This window comes from Streptomyces sp. ATCC 21386, assembly GCF_018728545.1.
Taxonomy (GTDB): Bacteria; Actinomycetota; Actinomycetes; order Streptomycetales; family Streptomycetaceae; genus Streptomyces.
Genome location: NZ_JAAVVL010000001.1, coordinates 2,225,900 through 2,246,089, shown reverse-complemented (window position 1 = coordinate 2,246,089; position 20,190 = coordinate 2,225,900). Strand labels below are relative to the sequence as shown.

The following is a 20,190-nucleotide window of genomic DNA, read 5'->3' as shown; positions in this document are numbered from 1 at the left end:
ATGCGACCCGTGGGTGCACGGGGGTGCCCCCGGCGGACCGTGCGTGTGTAGCTTGGGCGACGGTCTGAGACCCTGTTTTCGACGTTTCGGCTGAACAGTAGCTATTGACACCGGAAGGACGGTCGTGCACATCGTCATCATGGGCTGCGGGCGAGTGGGTTCCACCCTCGCCCAGACCCTGGAGCAACAGGGGCACACGGTCGCCGTGATCGACCAGGACCCCACGGCCTTCCGTCGTCTGGGCTCGGGTTTCGGCGGCCGACGCGTCACCGGTGTCGGCTTCGACCGCGACACCCTGCGCGAGGCGGGCATCGAGGAGGCGGGCGCGTTCGCCGCCGTCTCCAGCGGCGACAACTCCAACATCATCGCCGCCCGGGTCGCCCGCGAGATGTTCGGCATCGAGAACGTGGCGGCACGGATCTACGACCCGCGCCGGGCCGAGGTCTACCAGCGCCTGGGCATTCCGACGGTCGCCACGGTCCGCTGGACCGCCGACCAGATGCTCCGTCGGCTGCTGCCGGCCGGGGCCGAACCGCTGTGGCGCGATCCCACCGGCGGCGTCCAGCTCGCCGAGGTGCACGCCTCGTCGGCGTGGGTGGGCCACAAGATCAGCAAGATGCAGGAGGAGACCGGTGTCCGTGTCGCCTTCCTGACCCGCCTGGGCGAGGCGATCCTGCCGACCTCGCAGACGGTGCTGCAGGAGGGTGACCTCGTGCATGTGATGATGCGGACGGACGACGTGGAGAAGGTCGAGGCGTCCTTCGCCGAGGGCCCCGACGAGGAGGGCGGTCACTGATGAGGGTCGCCATTGCCGGAGCCGGAGCGGTCGGCCGCTCGATCGCGGGCGAACTGCTGGAGAACGGCCACGAGGTCCTTCTCGTCGACAAGGCGCCGACCGCCATCTCGGTCGAGCGCGTGCCCCTGGCGGAGTGGCTGCTGGCCGACGCCTGCGAGATCACGTCCCTGGACGAGGCGGCGCTCCAGCGCTGCAACGTCGTCATCGCCGCGACCGGGGACGACAAGGTCAACCTGGTCGTCTCCCTCCTGGCGAAGACGGAGTACGGCGTTCCGCGGGTCGTCGCCCGCGTCAACAACCCCAAGAACGAGTGGCTGTTCAACGAGTCCTGGGGCGTGGACGTGGCCGTGTCGACTCCCCGGCTGATGTCGGCGCTGGTCGAGGAGGCCGTGAGCGTCGGCGACCTGGTCCGGCTGCTCCGATTCAGCCACGGCGACGCCAACCTGGTCGAGCTGACCCTGCCGCCCGAGTCGGCCCTGGCCGGCACCCAGGTCGGTGAGGTCGAGTGGCCGGAGGACACCTCCCTGGTCACGATCATCCGCGGCACCCGGGTCCTCACCCCGACCTCGGACGATTCCCTGGAGGCGGGCGACGAGCTCCTTTTCGTGGCCGCGCAGGCGCGGGAGGAGCAGTTGGAGGACCTGCTGTCGGTACGGCGCGAGGACGCGACGAGCTGACGCGGGGTGTGCGACGACGATGGGGCGCCCGGAGGCTTCCGGGCGCCCCATCACGTACGTACCGGGCGAAGCGGGGCCCGGTGGCGCAGCCCCGCGGGGCCCGCACCAGCCCGGGGTGCCTAGTCCCCGGCCCGCGCCGCGGCCTTCCGCTCCTCCGCCGCCCGCTCCTCGGCCTCCATCTCGGCGAACACGTCGATCGGGGCGGGCGCCTTGGCCAGGAAGATCCAGGTCAGCCAGACCGCGAGCAGGAACGGCGGGATCTTCAGGGCGATGAGGACCCAGCCCAGCTGTGTGGTGTCGGCCCACCAGTACAGCGGGAAGAGGATGGCGCACTTGCCGAGCAGGATCGCGCCCCAGGCGTAACTCGCCTTCGCGTACGCCTTCTTGCGCCCGGGGTTGCGGGTCCGCCAGGACAGGTTCTCCTTGAAGACCGGGCCGAGCATCAGGCCGATCAGCGGCACACCGGCCAGCGTCGTGATGATGTACGCGCAGCCGAGGCCCAGCGTGTAGAGCATGCCCGGCAGATAGAAGTCCTTGGCGTTGCCGGTCATCATCGCGAAGACCACACCGAAGGCGACCCCGAAGACACCGCTGAAGGCGTGCTTGACGGTGTCCTTCATGACCAGCCGCACCACGACCAGCAGGACGGAGACACCGAGGGCCGCGAGGGCCGCCGAGTGCAGATCCTTGTTGATCGTGTAGATGGAGACGAAGAGCAGGCCCGGGAGCACGGTCTCGACCATGCCGCGCACGCCACCGAACGCCTCGAACAGCGCGGCCTCCGTCACCGCCCTGGAGTCGTGCGAGCCGTCCTGTCCGCCCTCGGCGTCCTGGACGCCGCGCTGGGCGTCTTCCGTCGGCTTGTCGAGCGACGTCACCGGCTACTCCCGTCCGAGCGGTCTGAGTTCGTACTTCGGATTGAACAGCACCCTACGGCCCCGGCTCATCGAGATCCGGCCGGATGCGATCAGCTTGCGCCCCGGCTCTATCCCGACGATGGAGCGTCTGCCGAGCCACACGACGTCCAGGGCGGCCGAACCGTCGAACAGCTCGGCCTCCAGCGCCGGGACACCCGCCCGGGGGCGCAGCGTGACCGTGCGCAAGGTACCAGTAACGGTCACCACCTGTCGGTCGTGACAGTCACATATGCGCGTGCAGCCGGCGGTGTCCGCGTCCTCGCGCAGCTCCTCCGACTCCAGGTCCGTCTGGGACGAGGAGAGCCGGCCGAGCATGCGCCGGAACCGGCCCGCCGGCTTCTCGGAACGAGGAACAGCACTCATGACAAAAAGCGTACCGGGGCCCGCCGACAGTCCAGCACCCCCGTACATGGGCCGCCCGGCCGCAACGCTGCGTCTCGCGTCAGGACGTCTCGCGTCCGGCGTCTCGCGTCCCGGCGTCTCACTTCTCGAAGCGGTAACCCATCCCCGCCTCGGTGATGAAATGCCTGGGCCGGGAAGGGTCGCCCTCCAGCTTGCGCCGCAGCTGCGCCATGTAGACCCGCAGATAGTTGGTCTCGGTGCCGTACGAGGGCCCCCACACCTCCTGGAGCAGCTGCTTCTGGCTGACCAGGCGTCCGGTGTTGCGGACCAGCACCTCCAGCAGGTGCCACTCGGTGGGGGTCAGCCGGACGTCCCTGCCGTCCCGGTTCACCTTCTTCGCGGCCAGGTCGACGGTGAAGTCGTCCGTCTCCACGATCACGTCGCCGTCCTCGCCGCCCACGGGCTCCGCGCGGCGGACGGCGGCCCGCAGCCGGGCGAGCAGCTCGTCCATGCCGAAGGGCTTGGTGACGTAGTCGTCGGCGCCCGCGTCGAGGGCCTCGACCTTCTCGTCGGAGGTGTGCCGGGCGGAGAGCACGATGATCGGCACCCTGGTCCAGCCGCGGAGTCCCTTGATCACCTCGACGCCGTCCATGTCGGGCAGTCCGAGGTCGAGGACGACGACGTCGGGGTGCCGGGCCGCGGCCAGGGCGAGCGCGCTCGCCCCGTCGTGGGCGGCGTCGGCCTCGTACTTGCGGGCCTTCAGGTTGATCACGAGCGCACGCACGATCTGCGGCTCGTCGTCGACCACGAGCACTCTGGTCATACGGCCCGCCTCAGGTGTCGCCCCAGCCGCCGCCGCAGGTGTCGCATCAGCTGCCGCCTCATGTGGTTCGCCTCTCTGCCGATGTGGCCGCGCCGACCGGTGCGTCGGCGGGCGGGCCCGCCGACGGGACGGCGTCCGCCGATGTAGACGTGTCCACGGCCGGGTCGGTGCCCGACGAAGAGGCCGTGACGGGCCCGGAGCCGTTCTGTGCCGCCCTCACGGTCAGCACCATGGTGAGTCCGCCGCCGGGGGTGTCCTCGGCGTCGAGCGTGCCGCCCATGGCCTCGGCGAAGCCACGGGCGACGGCGAGACCCAGGCCGACGCCGGCCCCGCGCGGGGCGTCGCCATGGCGCTGGAAGGGGGCGAAGATTCGGTCCTTGGCCTCGTCGGGGACGCCGGGCCCGCGGTCGGTGACCCGGACCTCGACGCGGCCGCCGAGGGCGCTCGCGGAGACCTGGACGGGCATACCGGGCGGGCTGTACTTGACGGCGTTCTCGACGATGTTGGCGACCGAGCGCTCCAACAGCCCGGGGTCGACGGCGACCATGGGCAGGCTCTCGGGTATCTCCAGCCCGACGCTGCCCTCGGGGACGCCGCCGAGCGCCATGGGCACCACCTCGTCGAGGTCGATCTCGCGGATCAGGGTGGTGACCGTGCCGGTCTGCAGCCGGGACATGTCGAGGAGGTTGCCCACGAGGTGGTCGAGCCGGTCGGCGCCGTCCTCGATCCCTGCGAGCAGTTCGGCCTCGTCCTCCTCCGACCAGGCCACGTCGTCGGAGCGCAGGGACGACACGGCGGCCTTGATGCCGGCCAGCGGGGTGCGCAGGTCGTGGCTGACGGCGGCGAGCAGCGCGGTGCGGATGCGATTGCCCTCGGCCAGCGCCTTGGCCTGGTCGGCCTCCTGCTGAAGACGCCGACGGTCCAGGACGACCACGGCCTGGGCGGCGAACGCGGCCAGCACCCGGCGGTCCTCGGCGGGCAGGACGCGGCCGGAGAGGGCGAGCGCCATGTGGTCGCCGACCGGCATGTCCACGTCCGCGGCCTCGGGCCGGTCCATCTGCCGGGGGCCCACGCTGCCCGCGCAGGTCCACGGGTCGACCTCGCTCTCGCGCTCCAGCAGGGCGACCGACTCCATCCCGAAGGTTTCGCGCACCCGTTCGAGGAGTGCCTCCAGGCTCGTCTCCCCCCGCAGCACACTGCCCGCGAGGAAGGACAGGATCTCCGACTCGGCGCGCAGCCTGGCCGCCTGGTGCGTGCGCCGGGCCGCGAGGTCCACCACGGAGGCCACCGCCACCGCGACCCCTATGAAGACCACGATGGCGACGATGTTCGTCGGGTCGTCGATCGTCAGTGTGTGCACCGGCGGGGTGAAGAACCAGTTGAGCAGCAGCGAGCCCAGCACGGCCGCGGCCAGGGCGGGCAGCAGACCGCCGAGCAGGGCCGCGGCCACCGTGAGCGTCAGGAAGAGCAGCATGTCGTTGGCGAGACCGAGGTCGGTCTCGAAGTTGGCCAGCACCGGCGCGAGCAGCAGCGGCCCGGCCGTCCCCACCAGCCAGCCCCAGATCGTCCGGGCCCGGCCGAGCCGTGCACCCCGGGCGACGGGCAGCCCGCGCCCCTTGCCCGCCTCGTCGTGCGTGATCAGGTGGACGTCCAGGTCGGGCCCGGAGTCCCGGGCGACGGTGGCGCCGACGCCCGGCCCGAAGACGTACTGCCAGCTCTTGCGGCGCGAGACGCCGAGCACGATCTGGGTGGCGTTCACCCCGCGCGCGAAGGCCAGCAGCGCGGCGGGGATGTCGTCGCCGACGACGTGGTGGAAGGTGCCGCCGAGGTCCTCGACGAGGGTGCGCTGGACGGCGAGTTCCTTGGGCGAGACGGAGGTCAGCCCGTCGCTGCGGGCGATGTAGACGGCCATGACCTCGCCGCCCGCGCCCTTCTCGGCGAGCCGGGCGGCTCTCCGCAGCAGGGTCCGCCCTTCGGGGCCGCCGGTCAGCCCGACCACGATCCGCTCGCGGGAGCCCCATATCCGCGACACCTGGTGCTCGCTGCGGTAGGCGTTGAGGTACTCGTCGACCCGGTCCGCCACCCACAGCAGCGCCAGCTCCCGCAGTGCGGTCAGGTTCCCGGGCCGGAAGTAGTTCGACAGGGCGGCGTCGACCTTGTCCGGCTGGTAGACGTTGCCGTGCGCCATCCGTCGCCGGAGCGCCTGCGGCGACATGTCCACCAGCTCGATCTGGTCCGCCCGCCGCACCACCTCGTCGGGCACGGTCTCGCGCTGCCGTACACCGGTTATGGACTCGACGACGTCACCGAGCGACTCCAGGTGCTGGATGTTGACGGTCGAGACCACGTCGACACCGGCGGCGAGCAGGTCCTCGACGTCCTGCCAGCGCTTGTCGTTGCGGGACCCGGGCACGTTGGTGTGGGCCAGCTCGTCCACGAGGGCGACCCGGGGCCGCCGGGCGAGCACGGCGTCCACGTCCATCTCGGTGAAGACCGCGTCCCGGTAGTCCAGGGTCCGGCGCGGGATCTGCTCCAGTCCGTGCAGCATCACCTCGGTGCGCGGCCGGCCGTGATGCTCCACGACGGCCACCACGCAGTCGGTGCCGCGTTCGATCCGGCGGTGCGCTTCGGACAGCATCGCGTACGTCTTGCCGACGCCCGGTGCCGCACCGAGGTAGATCCGGAGCTTTCCGCGTCCCATGTCCCCATTGTCTTCCCGTGAACACTGCCCACGCAGCGTCGACCTTACGGCCAACAATCACGGCAAAAAGGACAGAGTTGGCCGGGGGCCGCCTCTTTGACACAACTCTGACGCCGACGCCCCGAGGGGCACGGGAAACTGCGCGACCGGTCGCGCGGACCCGCAGTTCCCGGACGGCCTCGGCCGGAACGGCTAGCGGACCTCGGTGATCTCCGGCCCGCGCTGCAGCTGTCCCATGCCGCCGGAGAAGCGGGAACCGGCCTGCTCCTCCTGCTGGACCCCCTCGGGGACCATCTGCGCGTCGTTCGGCAGCTTCAGGACGATCGGGTCACGCGGAGCCATGGGGCCCTCACCGCGGACGACGACCGTGTCCCGGAAGATCTGCTCCAGCAGCCCGGCGGTCTGCGGCTCCACCGCGCCCCGCCCGGAGATCACTCCGCGCAGGAACCAACGGGGCCCGTCCACACCGACGAAGCGGACCACCTGGAAGCCACCCGTGCCGTCCGGCAGCTGCACCGGCACCTGAGCGCGCAGCTCCCAGCCCAGCGGACCCTCGACCTCGTCGATGACCCCGCCCTGCTGCGTGATGCCGGAGGCGATCTCCTCGCGGACCTCGCCCCAGATGCCCTCGCGCTTGGGCGCGGCGAAGGCCTGCAGCTGGACCGCGCTGTCGCGCAGCACGACGGTCGCGGCGACGATCGCGTCACCGGCGACCTCCACCCGCAGCTCCATGCCGTCGACTCCGGGCACGAAGATGCCCCCGAGGTCGACCCGGCCCTCGCCGGGCTCGCGCACCTCGGAGCTGTCCCACGGCCCGTCCGGCCGGGGCTCGGGCTCGAGCCGCACGCGCTCCCGCTCGACGTCCGCCTCAGCGTCGGCTTCCCCGGCAACGCCGTCGACCTGCTCGGCCTCGCTCGCCGCGTCCGCCGCGTCCTCAGCGGAACCCTTCTTCTTGCGACGTCCGAACACGTCACTGTCCTTCCCGGTCGGATACGACCGAAGCGTATCGATTCCCACCCGTTGTGCCGCTTGTGCTGCTTGTGCCGCTTGCTCCGTCCACGGCGGCGTGACCGCCGGTGGACCCGAAGCCCCCCTCGGCCCGCGCCGAGTCGGGAAGCTCCGCCACCTCTTGGAAGCGCACCTTCTCGACCTGCTGGACGACCAGTTGGGCAATCCGGTCGAAGCGCTCGAACCGTACGGCTTCATACGGGTCGAGATTCACCACGATCACCTTGATCTCCCCACGGTACCCGGCATCAACCGTCCCCGGGGCATTCACCAGGGCGACGCCGCAGCGGGCGGCGAGACCGGAGCGTGGGTGCACGAAGGCCGCGTACCCCTCGGGGAGCGCGATGGACACCCCTGTGGGCAGCACGGCCCGTTCACCGGGCTGCAACTCCCGGCTCTCCGTGGTGCGCAGATCGGCGCCCGCGTCACCGGGCCGCGCGTAGTCCGGCAGCGGCACGTCGGGGTCGACGCGCCGGACGAGGACCTCGAGAGGTGGACGGCCGCCGCTCACGGGTTCACCTCGAAGGCTCGGGCCCGCCGGACCTGGTCCGGGTCCTTCATGGCCGCCTGGATCTCCTCCTCGCGGCCGTGGTCGATGAAGTGGTCGACCTTGACCTCGACGAAGAGCGCGTCGGCTCGGACGGCCAACGGTCCCTCGGGGCTCCCGACACGTCCCTCGGCCCGCGCGAAGATCTTCCGCCCGGCCACGGCCGTGACCTCGGCCCGCAGATGCAGTACGGCCCCCACGGGGACGGGCTGCAGGAAGTCGGTCTCCAGGCGCCCGGTCACCGCGATGGTGCGCAGCAGCCAGGTGAGGGAGCCGAGGGTCTCGTCCAGAGCGCTGGCCAGGACCCCGCCGTGGGCCAGTCCCGGGGCGCCCTGGTGCGCGGGCCGCACGGTGAACTCGGCGGTGAGAGTGACGCCTTCGCCGGCCCTGGCCTCCAGGTGCAGCCCGTGGGGCTGCTCGCCACCACAGCCGAAACACTGCCCGTAGTGCGCGCCGAGCAGCTCGCCGGGGGCGGGTGCCTCGGGATGGCGTACGGGCGCCGTGGCGTCCGCCGGGGGCCGCAGGGCCGCGGAAGTACCTCTCACAGCCGCAGACCTTACCCGTCCGTCAGCGTCCGGCCATCGCCCCTACGGGCAGGGTTTCCCCTCGGACGCCCCTAAGTCCGGGGCCGGAGGGTCCGCGTGCCAAGCTTGACGCCATGCAGCTCTCCGTCCCGCCGTACGAAGAACGGCTCACGGCTCCCCGCACCTGGTGGCTCGTCTGCCTCCTGGTCGGCGTCTCGATGGCCCTGGTCATGCTGCCGTTCGGCACGCTCCCCCTGCTGGGGGGCCTAGTGGGCGGGACCGCGATCGCGGCGGTCGTCACCAGTTCCTACGGCTCGATCCGCATCCGTGTCGTCGGCGACTCCCTGATCGCGGGCGAGGCGAAGATCCCGGTGAGCGCCCTCGGCGAACCGGAGATCCTGGACCGGGCGGAAGCCCAGGCCTGGCGCACGCACAAGGCCAACCCCCACGCCTTCATGCTCCTGCGCGCCTACATCCCGACGGCCCTCCGCATCCCGATCACCGACCCGGACGACCCGACCCCCTACGTCTACCTGTCCACCCGAAACCCCGAGGCCGTGGTCGCGGCCCTGGCAGCGGCGAAGAAGACGACGGCGTAGCGAGCGTCCAGCGGTCCGACCGGCACGGCGGCCCCGCACGCGACCTGCTGACCGATGACACACGGCGCCGCAGGTCACGGCTCCCGGACCGACGCCGCGTGCAGCGCACGAGCTGTCGGCCACGCACAGCCCAACACGGCCGACGGTCGGTCACCCAGCCACTCCCGGCGGCACCCGCGCGCCGGGTCCGGCGGCTCATCGGTCGACGAGGCTGCGCACGGCGACACGGCGAGCCGCTCGGCGGTGGACGAACATGGCGGCTCGCAGCGCGCGGCCGGTCACCCGGCTCGAAACAGAATCGCGGCGGTGGAGCGGCCCCGTCGCCGACCCGCACAGCCGTGCGGCGCGCGGGGTTCCCTACTGAACTCTTACCGCCGAGAAGCCCTCGGCCGCCGCGCCAGCCCCTCCCACGAGCCGCCCCTCGGCCGGTCCAGGCCCCACGGGCCGGTCCAGATCCGACGCTCCGGTCCGGGCCCTGCGGCCGGACCAGGCCCGACCGCCGGCCCGGCCCTGCGGTCAACCCGGCCCTTCCTTCTGCCCGGTCCGTCCCTCAGGCCACGTTCTTCCCGCCGCAACGGCCATGAGTCACGACAGCGGCCTGGCGGCGGTGCCGATCGGGGCGCGCGCTGGATCGGCGCTCTTCACAGCCGACCGGCAGCGTCACGCGTCACCGCCGCCGAGTTCCTTCGGCAGCTCCCCCATCGTCAGAGGATCCACCGGCTTCTCCAGCGGCGGCAGTTCCGGCAACGCCTCCCACGGCACCTGCATGCGCCGCAGGTCCTTGCGGATCCGCTCGGCCAGGTGCTTGGTGTCCCGGCGGTTCATGACCGCCCCCACCGCGGCACCGACCAGGAACGGCATCAGGTTCGGCAGATTGCGCACCATCCGCTTCATGATCTGCTGCCGCAGCTGCCGCTTCATCTGTCCACCGAGCGCCGAGTTGATCGTCGACGGCTTGGTCACGTCGATCCCGCGCTCACCGGACCAGGAGTCCAGATAGGCGGTGCTGCGCTGCAACAGGTTGCCGGGCGGCCGCACCCCGTACACCTCGTGCAGCTCGGCGATGAGCTTCAGCTCGATCGCGGCGACACCGGTGATCTCGGCGGCCAGCTCCGCGGGCATGGCGGGCGGCGCCGGCAGCATCGCCGCGGCCCCGACACCCGCCCCCACCGTGGAGGTCGCGTTGGCCGCCCCCGCGACGAGCCTGTCGGCGATCTGCTCGGGCCCCAGCCCCGGGAACTGGGCGCGCAGGGTCGCGAGATCGCGCACGGGGATCCGTGGGGCGATCTCGATGACACGGTCGGTGATGTACGCGAGCCCCGCGCGGGCCCGGTCACCGCTCTTGCGGGCCCCTGCCTTGAGGCCCTGTTTCACTCCGTCCCGGACGGCGGCGACGGCCGCCCGCCGTCTGGCGACCGGCGCCGGATTCTCCACCGGAACGGGCAGGCGTCCCTGCTCGTCCGTGGCCTTCCCCGACGCCGCGCCGGACGCACGTTCGAGCGAGGCCGCTCCCTGTTCGGAGGAGCCCCGCTCGTCGTCACGCACGCCGTCGGAGCCGTCGTACGGCTCCTGGTCCGCCCCCTTGCGGGCGCGGCGCTTCCAAGGAGGGGTCGAGCCAGTCACGGCCGACCCTGCCTCAGTCGCAGTCGCGGCAGATCGGCTGACCGTTCTTCTCGCGGGCCAGCTGGCTGCGGTGGTGCACCAGGAAGCAGCTCATGCAGGTGAACTCGTCCTGCTGCTTGGGCAGCACCCGGACGGCCAGCTCCTCGTTCGAGAGGTCGGCCCCGGGCAGTTCCAGGCCTTCGGCGGCCTCGAACTCGTCTACGTCCACGGCGGACGTCGACTTGTCGTTCCGGCGAGCCTTGAGCTCTTCCAGGCTGTCCGAGTCGACGTCGTCGTCGGTCTTGCGTGGGGTGTCGTAATCCGTTGCCATGTCGCGCTCTCCCCCTCTGGGTGTCTGCGGTGTCTCCAGCGCACGTAACGCGTGAGAGGCCGGACTTGTGCCCGACCTGAGGCGGAGATTTTGCCTCACATCAAGGTCTGTTACTCAATCGACACCCAACCGGACCCCTCAAGAGTGATCGGCTTGGATGGCGAACGGGACCGTACACGGTCCTGAGGCTGCATTTCAAAGGCGCCTCAGCATGTACTTCCCGTGATCTCAACCCCCGAAAACCCGGATTTTCCCGGCTTTACGACGGCCTCATGATCACGCTCGGTAGATGGCTGGAAAATCGCCCTTGTGATCGATCACACATCGGTCGTGCACGACCGTTTCGATCAGGCGCCCGGGAAATTCCGCGCAAAGCGAACACGTCCCGGAACCGGAGGTCATTTTCTCAGACCGGAAGGGTCACACGCATCACGAGCCCTCCTCCTTCACGTGGCCGGGCGGCGATGTGGCCGCCGTGCGCGCGGGCCACGGAGCGGACGATCGACAGGCCGAGGCCCACCCCCTTGTCGCTCCCCGTGCGTTCCGTACGCAGCCGCCGGAACGGCTCGAAAAGGTTGTCGATCTCGTACGCCGGGACCACGGGCCCGGTGTTCGTGACCACCAGCAGGGCATGTCCGTGCTGGAGCTCGGTGGTGACCTCCACCCAGCCGTCCGCGCCCTGCACGTTGTACCGGACGGCGTTCTGGACGAGGTTCAGGGCGATCCGCTCCAGCAGCACGCCGTTGCCCTGCACGACCGCGGGGGCCCGTTCCCCGCGGATCTCCACCTTCTTGGCCTCCGCCTCGGAGCGCACCTGGTCGATGGCCCGGGAGGCGACCTCGGCGAGGTCCACCGGCTTGCGCTCGACGATCTGGTTGTCGCTGCGGGCGAGCAGCAGCAGACCCTCGACGAGTTGTTCGCTGCGCTCGTTGGTGGCCAGCAGCGTCTTGCCCAGCTGTTGCAGCTCGGTCGGCGCGTTCGGGTCGGAGAGGTGCACTTCGAGGAGGGTGCGGTTGATCGCGAGGGGTGTCCGCAGCTCGTGCGAGGCGTTCCCGACGAACCGCTGCTGGGCCGTGAAGGCCCGCTGGAGCCGCTCCAGCATCTCGTCGAAGGTGTCCGCCAGCTCCTTCAGCTCGTCGTCCGGGCCGTCCAGCTCGATACGGCGGGACAGGTCGGAGCCGGCCACCGCGCGCGCGGTGCGGGTGATCCGGCCGAGCGGCGCGAGGACCCGGCCCGCCATCGCGTACCCGAAGGCGAAGGCGATCACGGCGAGCCCGAGCAGCGCCAGCAGGGACCGGCTCAGCAGGGTGTCCAGGGCCACCTGGCGCTGGGCGTCGATACAGGCGGAGATCGCGGCGTTGAAGTCCGCGAGCCGCACGTTGGTCGAGCCGGCGTCCACCGCGGGACACTTCTCGCTGGTGACGCTGATGTCCGTGCCGCCCACGATCTTGAACAGCGGCGCGTTTCCCGTGTTCACCGCCTGGGCGGCCAGCAGATAGATGATCGACAGCAGCAGGATCCCGGCGATCAGGAACATGCCGCCGTACAGCAGCGTGAGCCGTATCCGGATGGTCGGGCGCAGCCACGGGAGCGGATTCTGGGGCCGCCTGGGGTCCCAGGTGGGTTTCGGGGGCGCCAGCGGGGGCGCGGGGGTCGTGGCCATGGCGGATCAGATCCGGTAACCGGAACCGGGCACGGTGACGATGACCGGCGGTTCGCCGAGCTTGCGGCGCAGCGTCATGACCGTCACGCGGACGACGTTGGTGAACGGGTCGGTGTTCTCGTCCCAGGCCTTCTCCAGGAGCTGCTCCGCCGAGACGACGGCGCCCTCGCTGCGCATCAGCACCTCCAGGACCGCGAACTCCTTCGGCGCGAGCTGGACCTCCTTGCCGTCGCGGAAGACCTCGCGGCGGTTCGGGTCCAGCTTGATGCCGGCGCGTTCCAGGACGGGCGGCAGCGGCACGCTCGTCCGCCGGCCGAGGGCGCGCACGCGTGCGATGAGCTCGCTGAACGCGAAGGGCTTGGGCAGATAGTCGTCGGCGCCGATCTCCAGGCCCTCGACACGGTCGCTGACGTCGCCGGACGCGGTGAGCATCAGCACGCGCGTGGGCAGCCCGAGCTCGACGAGCTTGCGGCAGACGTCGTCGCCGTGGACGAGGGGGAGGTCGCGGTCGAGGACGACCACGTCGTAGTCGTTGACGCCGATGCGCTCCAGGGCGGCCGCACCGTCGTACACGACGTCGACGGCCATGGCCTCCCGGCGCAGTCCGGTGGCCACCGCATCGGCGAGCAGCTGCTCGTCCTCGACGACGAGTACGCGCACGTCGCTTGTCCTTCCTCTGTCCACCCGCGTAGCGCGTCACAGGCGCGCTCGGGCAGGGTGTTCGTGGGTGTGTGACCTCCATCCTGCCTTTTTCGGCCGTAAGTCGGCTGTAAGGCGACCCCGTGCGGGAAGAGCGGGGGCGCTCGACCGGGAATGCGGGATTTTTTCGTCCGGTTGAGGTTTCCGTCCGAGAGACCGAGGGGAGGACGGCTTTACACCCCGCGATCACGCTCTGCTTGTGCCGCACCACCATGCGGCACCGATCCGCTTTTCCGCAGAGTGGGCGTGGGTGTCCGGCACCGTCGCCGCCCGGCCGGGGTGGCGCTGGGCATCCACAGGAGACGTGATCGCCCCTTCCGAACGGCACACCCCCGTGCCAACGACCCACGACCCAGGACGAGGGGGCGCAGCATGGACGCATTCACCGCAGGACTTCTGCAGCGCATAAGGGCGACCGAGTCCGACCTGACCAGGGCTCGCGACGAGGGCGACGACTTCCTCGTCGAGGTGGAGCAGGGCGAGCTCGACGACCTGCGCCGCCTCGCCGCCGACCACGGTGTGGAGGTCGGCGCGCAGAGCGTCTGATCCACGGCCCGCACGCACGACAGCGATCCCCCCGGCAGATCCAGACCGGGGGGATCGCTGCTTTTTCAGGGCTCGGTTCGCCTCCGGGGCGCTTGTGCCTGTGTCGAGACGGCGATCGTGATCGGCCCCTCCTTCGTCGGGCACTGCGCGCGATCGCCGTCTCGACACAGGCGCGCCCCTTCGGCTCACTCGCCGAAGGGCGCCCTTTTCCGGTGTGGCTCCGGTGTGGACTCAGTCGTGCCAGGCGCCCAAGGCGTCCAGGCGGGTCTGGAGGGCCTCGAAGAGGACCGGTGGGGCCGCGACGGTCAGGTCGGTCGAGAGGGGCTCTCCGGGGCGGCCACCGGTCAGGGCGCCCGCCTCCCTGGCGATGATGTCCCCCGCCGCGTAGTCCCACGGGTTCAGACCGCGCTCGTAGTACGCGTCGAGGCGGCCCACGGCCACGTCGCAGAGGTCGATCGCGGCCGAGCCGCCGCGCCGGATGTCCCGGACGTGCGGGATCAGCTCGCGCAGTACGTCGGCCTGCTTGGCCCGGCGCTCGGCCAGGTAGCCGAAGCCGGTGCCGACGAGGGCCAGCTCCGGCTCCGGAGCGGGTCGGACGCGCGCGGGGCGGTCGTTCAGGAACGCGCCCTCGCCGAGGACGGCCCGGAACGTCTCGCCGCGCACCGGGGCGTGGACCACGCCCACGACCGTCTCGCCGTCCACCCGGACGGCGATGGAGACGGCCCAACTGGGCAGTCCGTAGAGGTAGTTGACGGTGCCGTCGAGGGGGTCGATGACCCACTGGACGCCGCTGGTGCCCGCGACGCTGGCGCCCTCCTCGCCGAGCACGCCGTCGTCCGGCCTGCGCTCGGCCAGCAGGCCGGTGATCAGCTTCTCGGAAGCGATGTCCATCTCGGTCACGACGTCGACCGCGCTGGACTTGGTGGCGGCGACGCCGAGATCGGCGGGCCGGCCGTCGCGCAGGAAGTCCCCCGCTCGGCGGGCGGCGTCCAGGGCGATCTCCAGCAGTTCGGCCTTCAGGCCGTCCGGACGCTCGGGCTGGTCGGTCACGGTGCTCCTCACGCGTACGGGCTGTCGACGCCCGCGGCGGCGGGCCTGGGGGTCCTGGCCGGGCAGCAGCCGACCGGGCACAGGTGGTGGCTCGCGCCGAGCGTGCCGAGGGCGCAGGGGGTGACCGCGTCCTCGCCGCGCTCGGTCGCCGCTCGCTCCAGTACCAGGTCGCGGACGGCGGCGGCGAACCGGGGGTCGGCGCCCACCGTGGCCGAGCGGCGGACGGGCAGGCCCAGTTCCTCGCCCTTGGCCATGGCCTCGGTGTCGAGGTCGTACAGGACCTCCATGTGGTCCGAGACGAACCCGATGGGTGCCATCACGACGGCCGGGACACCGGCCGCGTGGCGCTCCTGGAGGTGGTCGCAGATGTCCGGCTCCAGCCACGGGACGTGCGGGGCGCCGGAACGGGACTGGTAGACGAGCTGCCAGGGGTGTTCGACACCGGTCCGCTCGCGCACCGCGTCGGCGATGAGTTTCGAGACGTCCAGGTGCTCCGCGACGTACGCGCCGCCGTCCCCGTGGTCCTCGACCGGGCCGGAGGTGTCCGCCGAGGCGGTGGGGATGGAATGTGTGCAGAAGGCGAGGTGGGCGCCGTCGCGGACGTCGTCGGGGAGGGCGGCGAGCGACTCCAGGACGCCGTCGATCATGGGCTCCAGGAAGCCGGGGTGGTTGAAGTAGTGCCGGATCTTGTCGATTCTCGGCAGTTCCAGGCCCTCGGCCTCCAGGGCGGCGAGCGAGTCGGCCAGGTTCTCGCGGTACTGGCGGCAGCCCGAGTACGAGGCGTACGCGCTGGTGGCGAGGACCAGGATGCGGCGGCGGCCGTCGGCGACCATCTCGCGCAGGGTGTCGGTCAGATAGGGCGCCCAGTTGCGGTTGCCCCAGTAGACCGGCAGGTCCAGGCCGTGCTCGGCGAAGTCCTTGCGCAGGGCGTCCAGCAGGGCGCGGTTCTGGTCGTTGATGGGGCTGACCCCGCCGAACAGGAAGTAGTGCTGCCCGACTTCCTTCAGTCGCTCCTTGGGGATGCCTCGACCCCGTGTCACGTTCTCCAGGAACGGGACCACGTCGTCCGGGCCTTCCGGCCCGCCGAAGGAGAGCAGGAGCAGGGCGTCGTAGGGGGTGGCGTCGTGCGCGTGTGGCATGTCTCCGATCCTGCCACCCGGCACCGACGGGCGGGATCCCGGCCCATCCCGAGGATGACTTAGGGTGACCTCATTCGTAAGCTGTATCGACGGAGTTCGCGCCTTACGAGGAACTCACCCCTCCGCTTCCCGGAACGACCGGAGCCCCCGTGCCCAGCCCCTACACCGCCCTGTTCGCCACACCCGGCACCAAGGGCTTCACCGCCGCGGGACTCCTCGGCCGGATGCCGCTGTCCATGATGGGCATCGGCGTGGTCACCATGATCTCCCAGCTCACCGGCCGGTACGGCCTGGCCGGCGCGCTCTCGGCGACCATCGCCCTGTCCGCCGCCGTGCTCGGCCCGCAGATCTCCCGTCTGGTGGACCAGTACGGGCAGCGGCGGGTGCTGCGTCCGGCGACCCTCGTGGCCCTGGCCGCCTCCGCGGGGCTCCTGGTCGCCGCGCACTACGGCTGGCCGGACTGGGTGCTCTACCTCTGCTCGGCCGGCATCGGCTGTGTGCCGAGCCTCGGGGCGATGACCCGGGCGCGCTGGGCGGCGCTGTACCGGGACACCCCGCAACTGCACACCGCGTACTCGTTCGAGTCGGTCGTCGACGAGGTGTGCTTCATCTTCGGGCCGATCATCTCCATCGGGCTGTCCACGGCGTGGTTCCCGGAGGCCGGACCGCTGCTCGCCGCCTGCTTCCTCGCGGCCGGGGTCTTCTGGCTGACGGCCCAGCGCGCCACGGAGCCGGCGCCGCACCCGCGTGAGCGGCACGACAAGGGGCGTTCGGCGCTGCGTTCACCCGGACTGCAGGTCCTGGTGGCCACGTTCGTGGCCACCGGAGCGATCTTCGGAGCCGTCGACGTGGTCACCGTGGCCTTCGCCGAGGAGCGGGGCCACAAGGCCGCCGCGAGCGTGGTCCTGGCCCTCTACGCGGCCGGTTCCTGCGCCGCCGGCATCGTCTTCGGGTTGCTGCGCTTCTCCGGGGCGGCGGAACGTCGATGGCTGCTGGGCGTGTGCGGCATGGCCGTGAGTATGATCCCCCTCCTACTGGTCGGAAACTTGCCGTTTCTGGCCGTGGCGCTCTTCCTTGCGGGTCTGTCCATCGCACCCACGATGATCACGACGATGTCCCTCATCGAAGAGCACGTACCACGCACGCAACTGACCGAGGGCATGACCTGGGTGGGCACCGGGCTCGCGGTCGGGGTGGCGCTCGGATCCTCGGTCTCCGGCTGGGTGATCGACGCGGCCGGGGCGAAGGCGGGGTATGTGGTTCCGGCGGCGTCCGGGGCCGTCGCGGTCGCGGTCGGTTTTCTCGGGTACCGCCGGCTGCGCAGGCCGGCTCCAAGGCGGGGAGGGCCCCATGAGCACCACAGTGATCGGCAAGAACGGCACGTGGCGTAACTGGGCGGGGAATGTAGCCTCCCGCCCCGTACGGGAGGTCACCCCGGCCACCGTCGAGGAACTCGCCGCGGCCGTACGGAAGGCGGCCGAGGAGGACCTCCGGGTCAAGGCCGTCGGCACGGGCCACTCGTTCACCGCCGCGGCCGCGACCGACGGCGTACTGGTCCGCCCCCAACTGCTGACGGGCATACGCAAGATCGACCGTGAGGCCATGACCGTCACGGTCGCCGCCGGCACTCCGCTCAAGAGGCTCAACGTGGCTCTCGCGCGCGAGGGGCTCTCGCTCACGAACATGGGCGACATCATGGAGCAGACGGTGTCCGGCGCGACCAGCACCGGCACCCACGGCACCGGCCGGGACTCGGCCTCGCTCGCCGCCCAGATCCGGGGGCTCGAACTGGTCACCGCCGACGGGTCGGTGCTGACCTGCTCCGCGACGGAGAACCCCGACGTGTTCGCCGCCGCCCGGGTCGGCATCGGCGCCCTCGGCATCGTCACGGCGATCACCTTCGCCGTGGAGCCGATCTTCCTGCTCACGGCGCGCGAGGAACCGATGCCGTTCGAGCGGGTGCTGGCCGAGTTCGACGAACTGCACGCCGAGAACGAGCACTTCGAGTTCTACTGGTTCCCGCACACCGGCAACACCAACACCAAGCGCAACAACCGCAGCGCGGGCCCCGAGAAGCCGATACCGCAGCTGAACAGCTGGTTCGAGGACGAGTTCCTCTCCAACGGCGTCTTCCAGGTGGCCAACTGGGTCGGCCAGGCGGTCCCCGCGACCATACCGACGATCGCGCAGATCTCCAGCCGCGCCCTGTCCGCGCGGACCTACACCGACATCCCCTACAAGGTCTTCACTTCTCCGCGCCGAGTGCGGTTCGTGGAGATGGAGTTCGCCGTTCCGCGCGAGGCCGTCGTGGACACGCTGCGTGAGCTCAAGGCGATGGTCGACCGTTCGAAGCTGCGCGTCAGCTTCCCCGTGGAGGTGCGCACCGCGCCGGCCGACGACATCACGCTCTCCACCGCCTCCGGCCGCGAGAGCGCCTATGTCGCCGTGCACATGTTCAGGGGCACGCCCTATCAGGCCTACTTCACCGCCGCCGAGCGGATCTTCACCGCACACGAGGGACGGCCGCACTGGGGCAAGGTGCACACGCGGGACACGGACTACTTCGCCAAGGTCTATCCCCGCTTCGGCGAGTTCACCGCGCTGCGTGACCGGCTCGACCCCGAACGGCGTTTCCAGAACGACTACTTGCGCCGCGTGCTCGGGGCGTAGCCGGGCGGACGGGTCTGGCGATCATGTGAAGCACGTCCCTCCCGGGGTCACGAAAAGGTCTGTTCCGGCGGCGTATTGACGTCTCCCATGAGAAGTTGGGCGGCGTGCCGATCCACGCAAGTGGCCCGAATGGAGTACTGTTGCGAGCCCTGGGTCCGGACTCCCGCCAGGGTGTCCGGGGCCTTCGAGGACCGCCGGGAGGGGGATCGTTGCACAGGGTGATGAGGTTCGTCACTTAGCGTTGCGAATTGATAACCGTGCCATAACGGCGACCTCGGGCTCACGCCCGACACGCCGGGCAACTCGGCAAGGTTGTGGCAGGCTGCACCCGGGCAGGCCACACTCGACTAGCGGAAGCAGCGACGCACGTGACGTCGGCAGGCACCACCCGGGAGGTCCCCATGCCCGAACTGCGTGTCGTGGCCGTCTCCAATGACGGCACACGGCTGGTGCTGAAGGCTGCCGATTCCACGGAGTACACGCTGCCGATCGACGAGCGGCTGCGTGCCGCCGTGCGCGGCGACCGTCCCCGCCTCGGCCAGATCGAGATCGAGGTGGAGAGCCATCTCCGGCCTCGTGACATCCAGGCGCGGATACGCGCGGGTGCCACGGCCGAGGAGGTCGCGCAGCTCGCCGGCATTCCCGTCGACCGGGTCCGCCGGTTCGAGGGTCCCGTCCTCGCCGAGCGTGCCTTCATGGCAGAGCGGGCGCGCAAGACCCCGGTCCGCCGCCCCGGCGAGAACGCCGCGGGACCCCAGCTCGGCGAGGCCGTCCAGGAGCGACTGCTGCTGCGCGGTGCCGAGAAGGACACCGTCCAGTGGGACTCGTGGCGCCGCGACGACGGCACCTGGGAAGTGCTGTTGGTGTACTGCGTCGCGGGTGAACCGCACTCGGCGAGCTGGACCTACGACCCGCCCCGGCGGCTCGTCCAGGCCGTCGACGACGAGGCGCGGTCGCTGATCGGCGAATCCGACGACCTCGGGACGCCCGAGCCGAGTTTCCCGTTCGTGCCGAGGATCGCGCGGCTGCCCCGTGACCGCCCCCTGGACCGCCAGGCGGAACGTCCCGTCCTGCCCGCGCCGCCCGAGGCCGACGAGGAGATGGTGAGCGAGCGCGACTCGCTCACCAGCATCCTGGAAGCCGTCCCCAGCTACCGGGGCGACCTGGTGGTGCCCGAACTGCCCTCCGCCGAACCGCAGGAGGACTCCGTCTCCGTCGAGGAAGTTGCGGAGGAGGAGTCCGCGGCTCCCGCTGCCTCGGCCGGTTCCGCCTACGCGGACGTCCTCATGCCACGGTCGGTCAACGGTCACCGGGACCGGCTGATCGGTGCCACCGACCGCCAGGCCGAGGCGGACGGCGTCCGACCGGGTCGGCGCGCCGCGGTGCCGAGCTGGGACGAGATCGTCTTCGGTACGAGACGCAAGAAACAGGAGTAGCGGGCCTCCGACGGTGGGGGTCCGAGCGGTCGCTCCTTCCAGCAGCAGATCCGTTTCTCTCGGGTACGGGTCTCGGGTGCCATCGCGAGGTGCGGGATCGGTCATTCATACGTGTGTGGG

At 71.0% G+C, this 20,190-nt stretch carries 20 protein-coding genes; 7 read left to right on the top strand and 13 right to left on the bottom strand.

The genetic code is table 11. The features are described 5' to 3' along the window. Window positions 1–124 precede the first annotated feature (124 nt). Together GWK25_RS09750 and GWK25_RS09745 are read left to right on the top strand one after the other, a co-directional pair. Entirely contained in the window at window positions 125–796 is a 672-nt protein-coding gene (locus GWK25_RS09750) for a TrkA family potassium uptake protein (RefSeq protein WP_215449382.1), read from the top strand. Then, window positions 796–1,473: a TrkA family potassium uptake protein gene (locus GWK25_RS09745; RefSeq protein WP_184900230.1), complete on the top strand. Its 678-nt coding sequence runs from the start codon at window positions 796–798 to the stop codon at window positions 1,471–1,473. The genes GWK25_RS09750 and GWK25_RS09745 overlap by 1 nt, the downstream gene beginning before the upstream one ends. A 119-nt stretch (window positions 1,474–1,592) precedes the next feature. Here GWK25_RS09745 and GWK25_RS09740 read toward each other — a convergent pair whose 3' ends face one another. The 7 genes from GWK25_RS09740 to GWK25_RS09710 form a co-directional block, all read right to left on the bottom strand. Further along, window positions 1,593–2,351 carry a DUF3159 domain-containing protein gene (locus tag GWK25_RS09740; protein ID WP_184900226.1) on the bottom strand — a complete coding sequence of 253 codons (759 nt, stop codon included), beginning with the start codon at window positions 2,349–2,351 and terminating at the stop codon, window positions 1,593–1,595. A gap of 3 nt (window positions 2,352–2,354) precedes the next feature. Continuing rightward, window positions 2,355–2,753, bottom strand: a complete 399-nt coding sequence (locus tag GWK25_RS09735) for an OB-fold nucleic acid binding domain-containing protein (protein WP_215449381.1) — start codon at window positions 2,751–2,753, stop codon at window positions 2,355–2,357. Window positions 2,754–2,871: 118 nt separating this feature from the next. Continuing rightward, the gene (locus GWK25_RS09730) at window positions 2,872–3,555 is read right to left on the bottom strand and encodes a response regulator (RefSeq protein WP_184900224.1); all 684 of its coding nucleotides are present in this window, start codon (window positions 3,553–3,555) and stop codon (window positions 2,872–2,874) included. Window positions 3,556–3,613: 58 nt separating this feature from the next. Beyond that, complete coding sequence (locus tag GWK25_RS09725; RefSeq protein WP_215449380.1) at window positions 3,614–6,256, bottom strand: sensor histidine kinase KdpD; 2,643 nt, start codon at window positions 6,254–6,256, stop codon at window positions 3,614–3,616. 192 nt (window positions 6,257–6,448) lie between these two features. After that, on the bottom strand, window positions 6,449–7,225 hold the full coding sequence (locus tag GWK25_RS09720) for a DUF3710 domain-containing protein (RefSeq protein WP_033525191.1): 777 nt from the start codon (window positions 7,223–7,225) through the stop codon (window positions 6,449–6,451). A 1-nt stretch (window position 7,226) separates the two neighbouring features. After that, entirely contained in the window at window positions 7,227–7,775 is a 549-nt protein-coding gene (gene dut, locus GWK25_RS09715) for a dUTP diphosphatase (RefSeq protein ID WP_215449378.1), read from the bottom strand. Continuing rightward, window positions 7,772–8,356: a PaaI family thioesterase gene (locus tag GWK25_RS09710; protein WP_215449377.1), complete on the bottom strand. Its 585-nt coding sequence runs from the start codon at window positions 8,354–8,356 to the stop codon at window positions 7,772–7,774. The genes dut and GWK25_RS09710 overlap by 4 nt, the downstream gene beginning before the upstream one ends. 113 nt (window positions 8,357–8,469) lie before the next feature. On the opposite strand from GWK25_RS09710, the gene GWK25_RS09705 reads away from it, so the two are divergent. Then, window positions 8,470–8,934, top strand: a complete 465-nt coding sequence (locus GWK25_RS09705; RefSeq protein WP_215449376.1) for a DUF3093 domain-containing protein — start codon at window positions 8,470–8,472, stop codon at window positions 8,932–8,934. A 660-nt stretch (window positions 8,935–9,594) separates the two neighbouring features. On the opposite strand, the gene GWK25_RS09700 is transcribed toward GWK25_RS09705, so the two are convergent. The 4 genes from GWK25_RS09700 to GWK25_RS09685 all read right to left on the bottom strand — a co-directional run bounded on the left by GWK25_RS09700 (window position 9,595) and on the right by GWK25_RS09685 (window position 13,190). After that, window positions 9,595–10,557 (bottom strand): hypothetical protein, encoded by a 963-nt coding sequence (locus GWK25_RS09700; RefSeq protein WP_215449375.1) that lies wholly within the window; start codon window positions 10,555–10,557, stop codon window positions 9,595–9,597. Window positions 10,558–10,570: 13 nt separating this feature from the next. Continuing rightward, a complete protein-coding gene (locus GWK25_RS09695; RefSeq protein WP_005481602.1) occupies window positions 10,571–10,867 on the bottom strand; it encodes a DUF4193 domain-containing protein in 297 nt (98 codons plus the stop codon). Window positions 10,868–11,273: 406 nt separating this feature from the next. After that, window positions 11,274–12,530 (bottom strand): HAMP domain-containing sensor histidine kinase, encoded by a 1,257-nt coding sequence (locus tag GWK25_RS09690; protein ID WP_215449374.1) that lies wholly within the window; start codon window positions 12,528–12,530, stop codon window positions 11,274–11,276. Window positions 12,531–12,536: 6 nt separating this feature from the next. Continuing rightward, complete coding sequence (locus GWK25_RS09685; protein WP_009340866.1) at window positions 12,537–13,190, bottom strand: response regulator transcription factor; 654 nt, start codon at window positions 13,188–13,190, stop codon at window positions 12,537–12,539. A 411-nt stretch (window positions 13,191–13,601) separates the two neighbouring features. Here GWK25_RS09685 and GWK25_RS09680 point away from each other — a divergent pair, with 411 nt between their 5' ends. Continuing rightward, window positions 13,602–13,775, top strand: coding sequence for a hypothetical protein (locus GWK25_RS09680; protein ID WP_184900211.1), 174 nt, complete (start codon window positions 13,602–13,604; stop codon window positions 13,773–13,775). Between the two features lie 231 nt (window positions 13,776–14,006). Here GWK25_RS09680 and GWK25_RS09675 read toward each other — a convergent pair whose 3' ends face one another. Then, window positions 14,007–14,825: an inositol monophosphatase family protein gene (locus tag GWK25_RS09675; RefSeq protein WP_215449373.1), complete on the bottom strand. Its 819-nt coding sequence runs from the start codon at window positions 14,823–14,825 to the stop codon at window positions 14,007–14,009. Window positions 14,826–14,833: 8 nt separating this feature from the next. Beyond that, window positions 14,834–15,964, bottom strand: coding sequence for a ferrochelatase (locus GWK25_RS09670; protein WP_215449372.1), 1,131 nt, complete (start codon window positions 15,962–15,964; stop codon window positions 14,834–14,836). 149 nt (window positions 15,965–16,113) lie between these two features. Here GWK25_RS09670 and GWK25_RS09665 point away from each other — a divergent pair, with 149 nt between their 5' ends. From GWK25_RS09665 to sepH, 3 genes are all read left to right on the top strand, one after another. Then, a complete protein-coding gene (locus tag GWK25_RS09665; protein ID WP_215449371.1) occupies window positions 16,114–17,355 on the top strand; it encodes an MFS transporter in 1,242 nt (413 codons plus the stop codon). Next, the gene (locus tag GWK25_RS09660; protein ID WP_215449370.1) at window positions 17,315–18,634 is read left to right on the top strand and encodes a D-arabinono-1,4-lactone oxidase; all 1,320 of its coding nucleotides are present in this window, start codon (window positions 17,315–17,317) and stop codon (window positions 18,632–18,634) included. The genes GWK25_RS09665 and GWK25_RS09660 overlap by 41 nt, the downstream gene beginning before the upstream one ends. 401 nt (window positions 18,635–19,035) lie before the next feature. After that, window positions 19,036–20,070 (top strand): septation protein SepH, encoded by a 1,035-nt coding sequence (gene sepH / locus GWK25_RS09655; RefSeq protein WP_215449369.1) that lies wholly within the window; start codon window positions 19,036–19,038, stop codon window positions 20,068–20,070. Window positions 20,071–20,190 lie beyond the last annotated feature (120 nt).

Excerpts from the sequence above, each read along its gene's own strand:
- GWK25_RS09745 (WP_184900230.1), top strand. The coding sequence starts at position 796 with ATGAGGGTCGCCATTGCCGGAGCCGGAGCGGTCGGCCGCTCGATCGCG.
- GWK25_RS09735 (WP_215449381.1), bottom strand. The coding sequence starts at position 2,753 with ATGAGTGCTGTTCCTCGTTCCGAGAAGCCGGCGGGCCGGTTCCGGCGC.
- GWK25_RS09730 (WP_184900224.1), bottom strand. The coding sequence starts at position 3,555 with ATGACCAGAGTGCTCGTGGTCGACGACGAGCCGCAGATCGTGCGTGCG.
- GWK25_RS09725 (WP_215449380.1), bottom strand. The coding sequence starts at position 6,256 with ATGGGACGCGGAAAGCTCCGGATCTACCTCGGTGCGGCACCGGGCGTC.
- GWK25_RS09705 (WP_215449376.1), top strand. The coding sequence starts at position 8,470 with ATGCAGCTCTCCGTCCCGCCGTACGAAGAACGGCTCACGGCTCCCCGC.
- GWK25_RS09695 (WP_005481602.1), bottom strand. The coding sequence starts at position 10,867 with ATGGCAACGGATTACGACACCCCACGCAAGACCGACGACGACGTCGAC.
- GWK25_RS09690 (WP_215449374.1), bottom strand. The coding sequence starts at position 12,530 with ATGGCCACGACCCCCGCGCCCCCGCTGGCGCCCCCGAAACCCACCTGG.
- GWK25_RS09680 (WP_184900211.1), top strand. The coding sequence starts at position 13,602 with ATGGACGCATTCACCGCAGGACTTCTGCAGCGCATAAGGGCGACCGAG.
- GWK25_RS09670 (WP_215449372.1), bottom strand. The coding sequence starts at position 15,964 with ATGCCACACGCGCACGACGCCACCCCCTACGACGCCCTGCTCCTGCTC.
- GWK25_RS09660 (WP_215449370.1), top strand. The coding sequence starts at position 17,315 with ATGAGCACCACAGTGATCGGCAAGAACGGCACGTGGCGTAACTGGGCG.
- sepH (WP_215449369.1), top strand. The coding sequence starts at position 19,036 with ATGCCCGAACTGCGTGTCGTGGCCGTCTCCAATGACGGCACACGGCTG.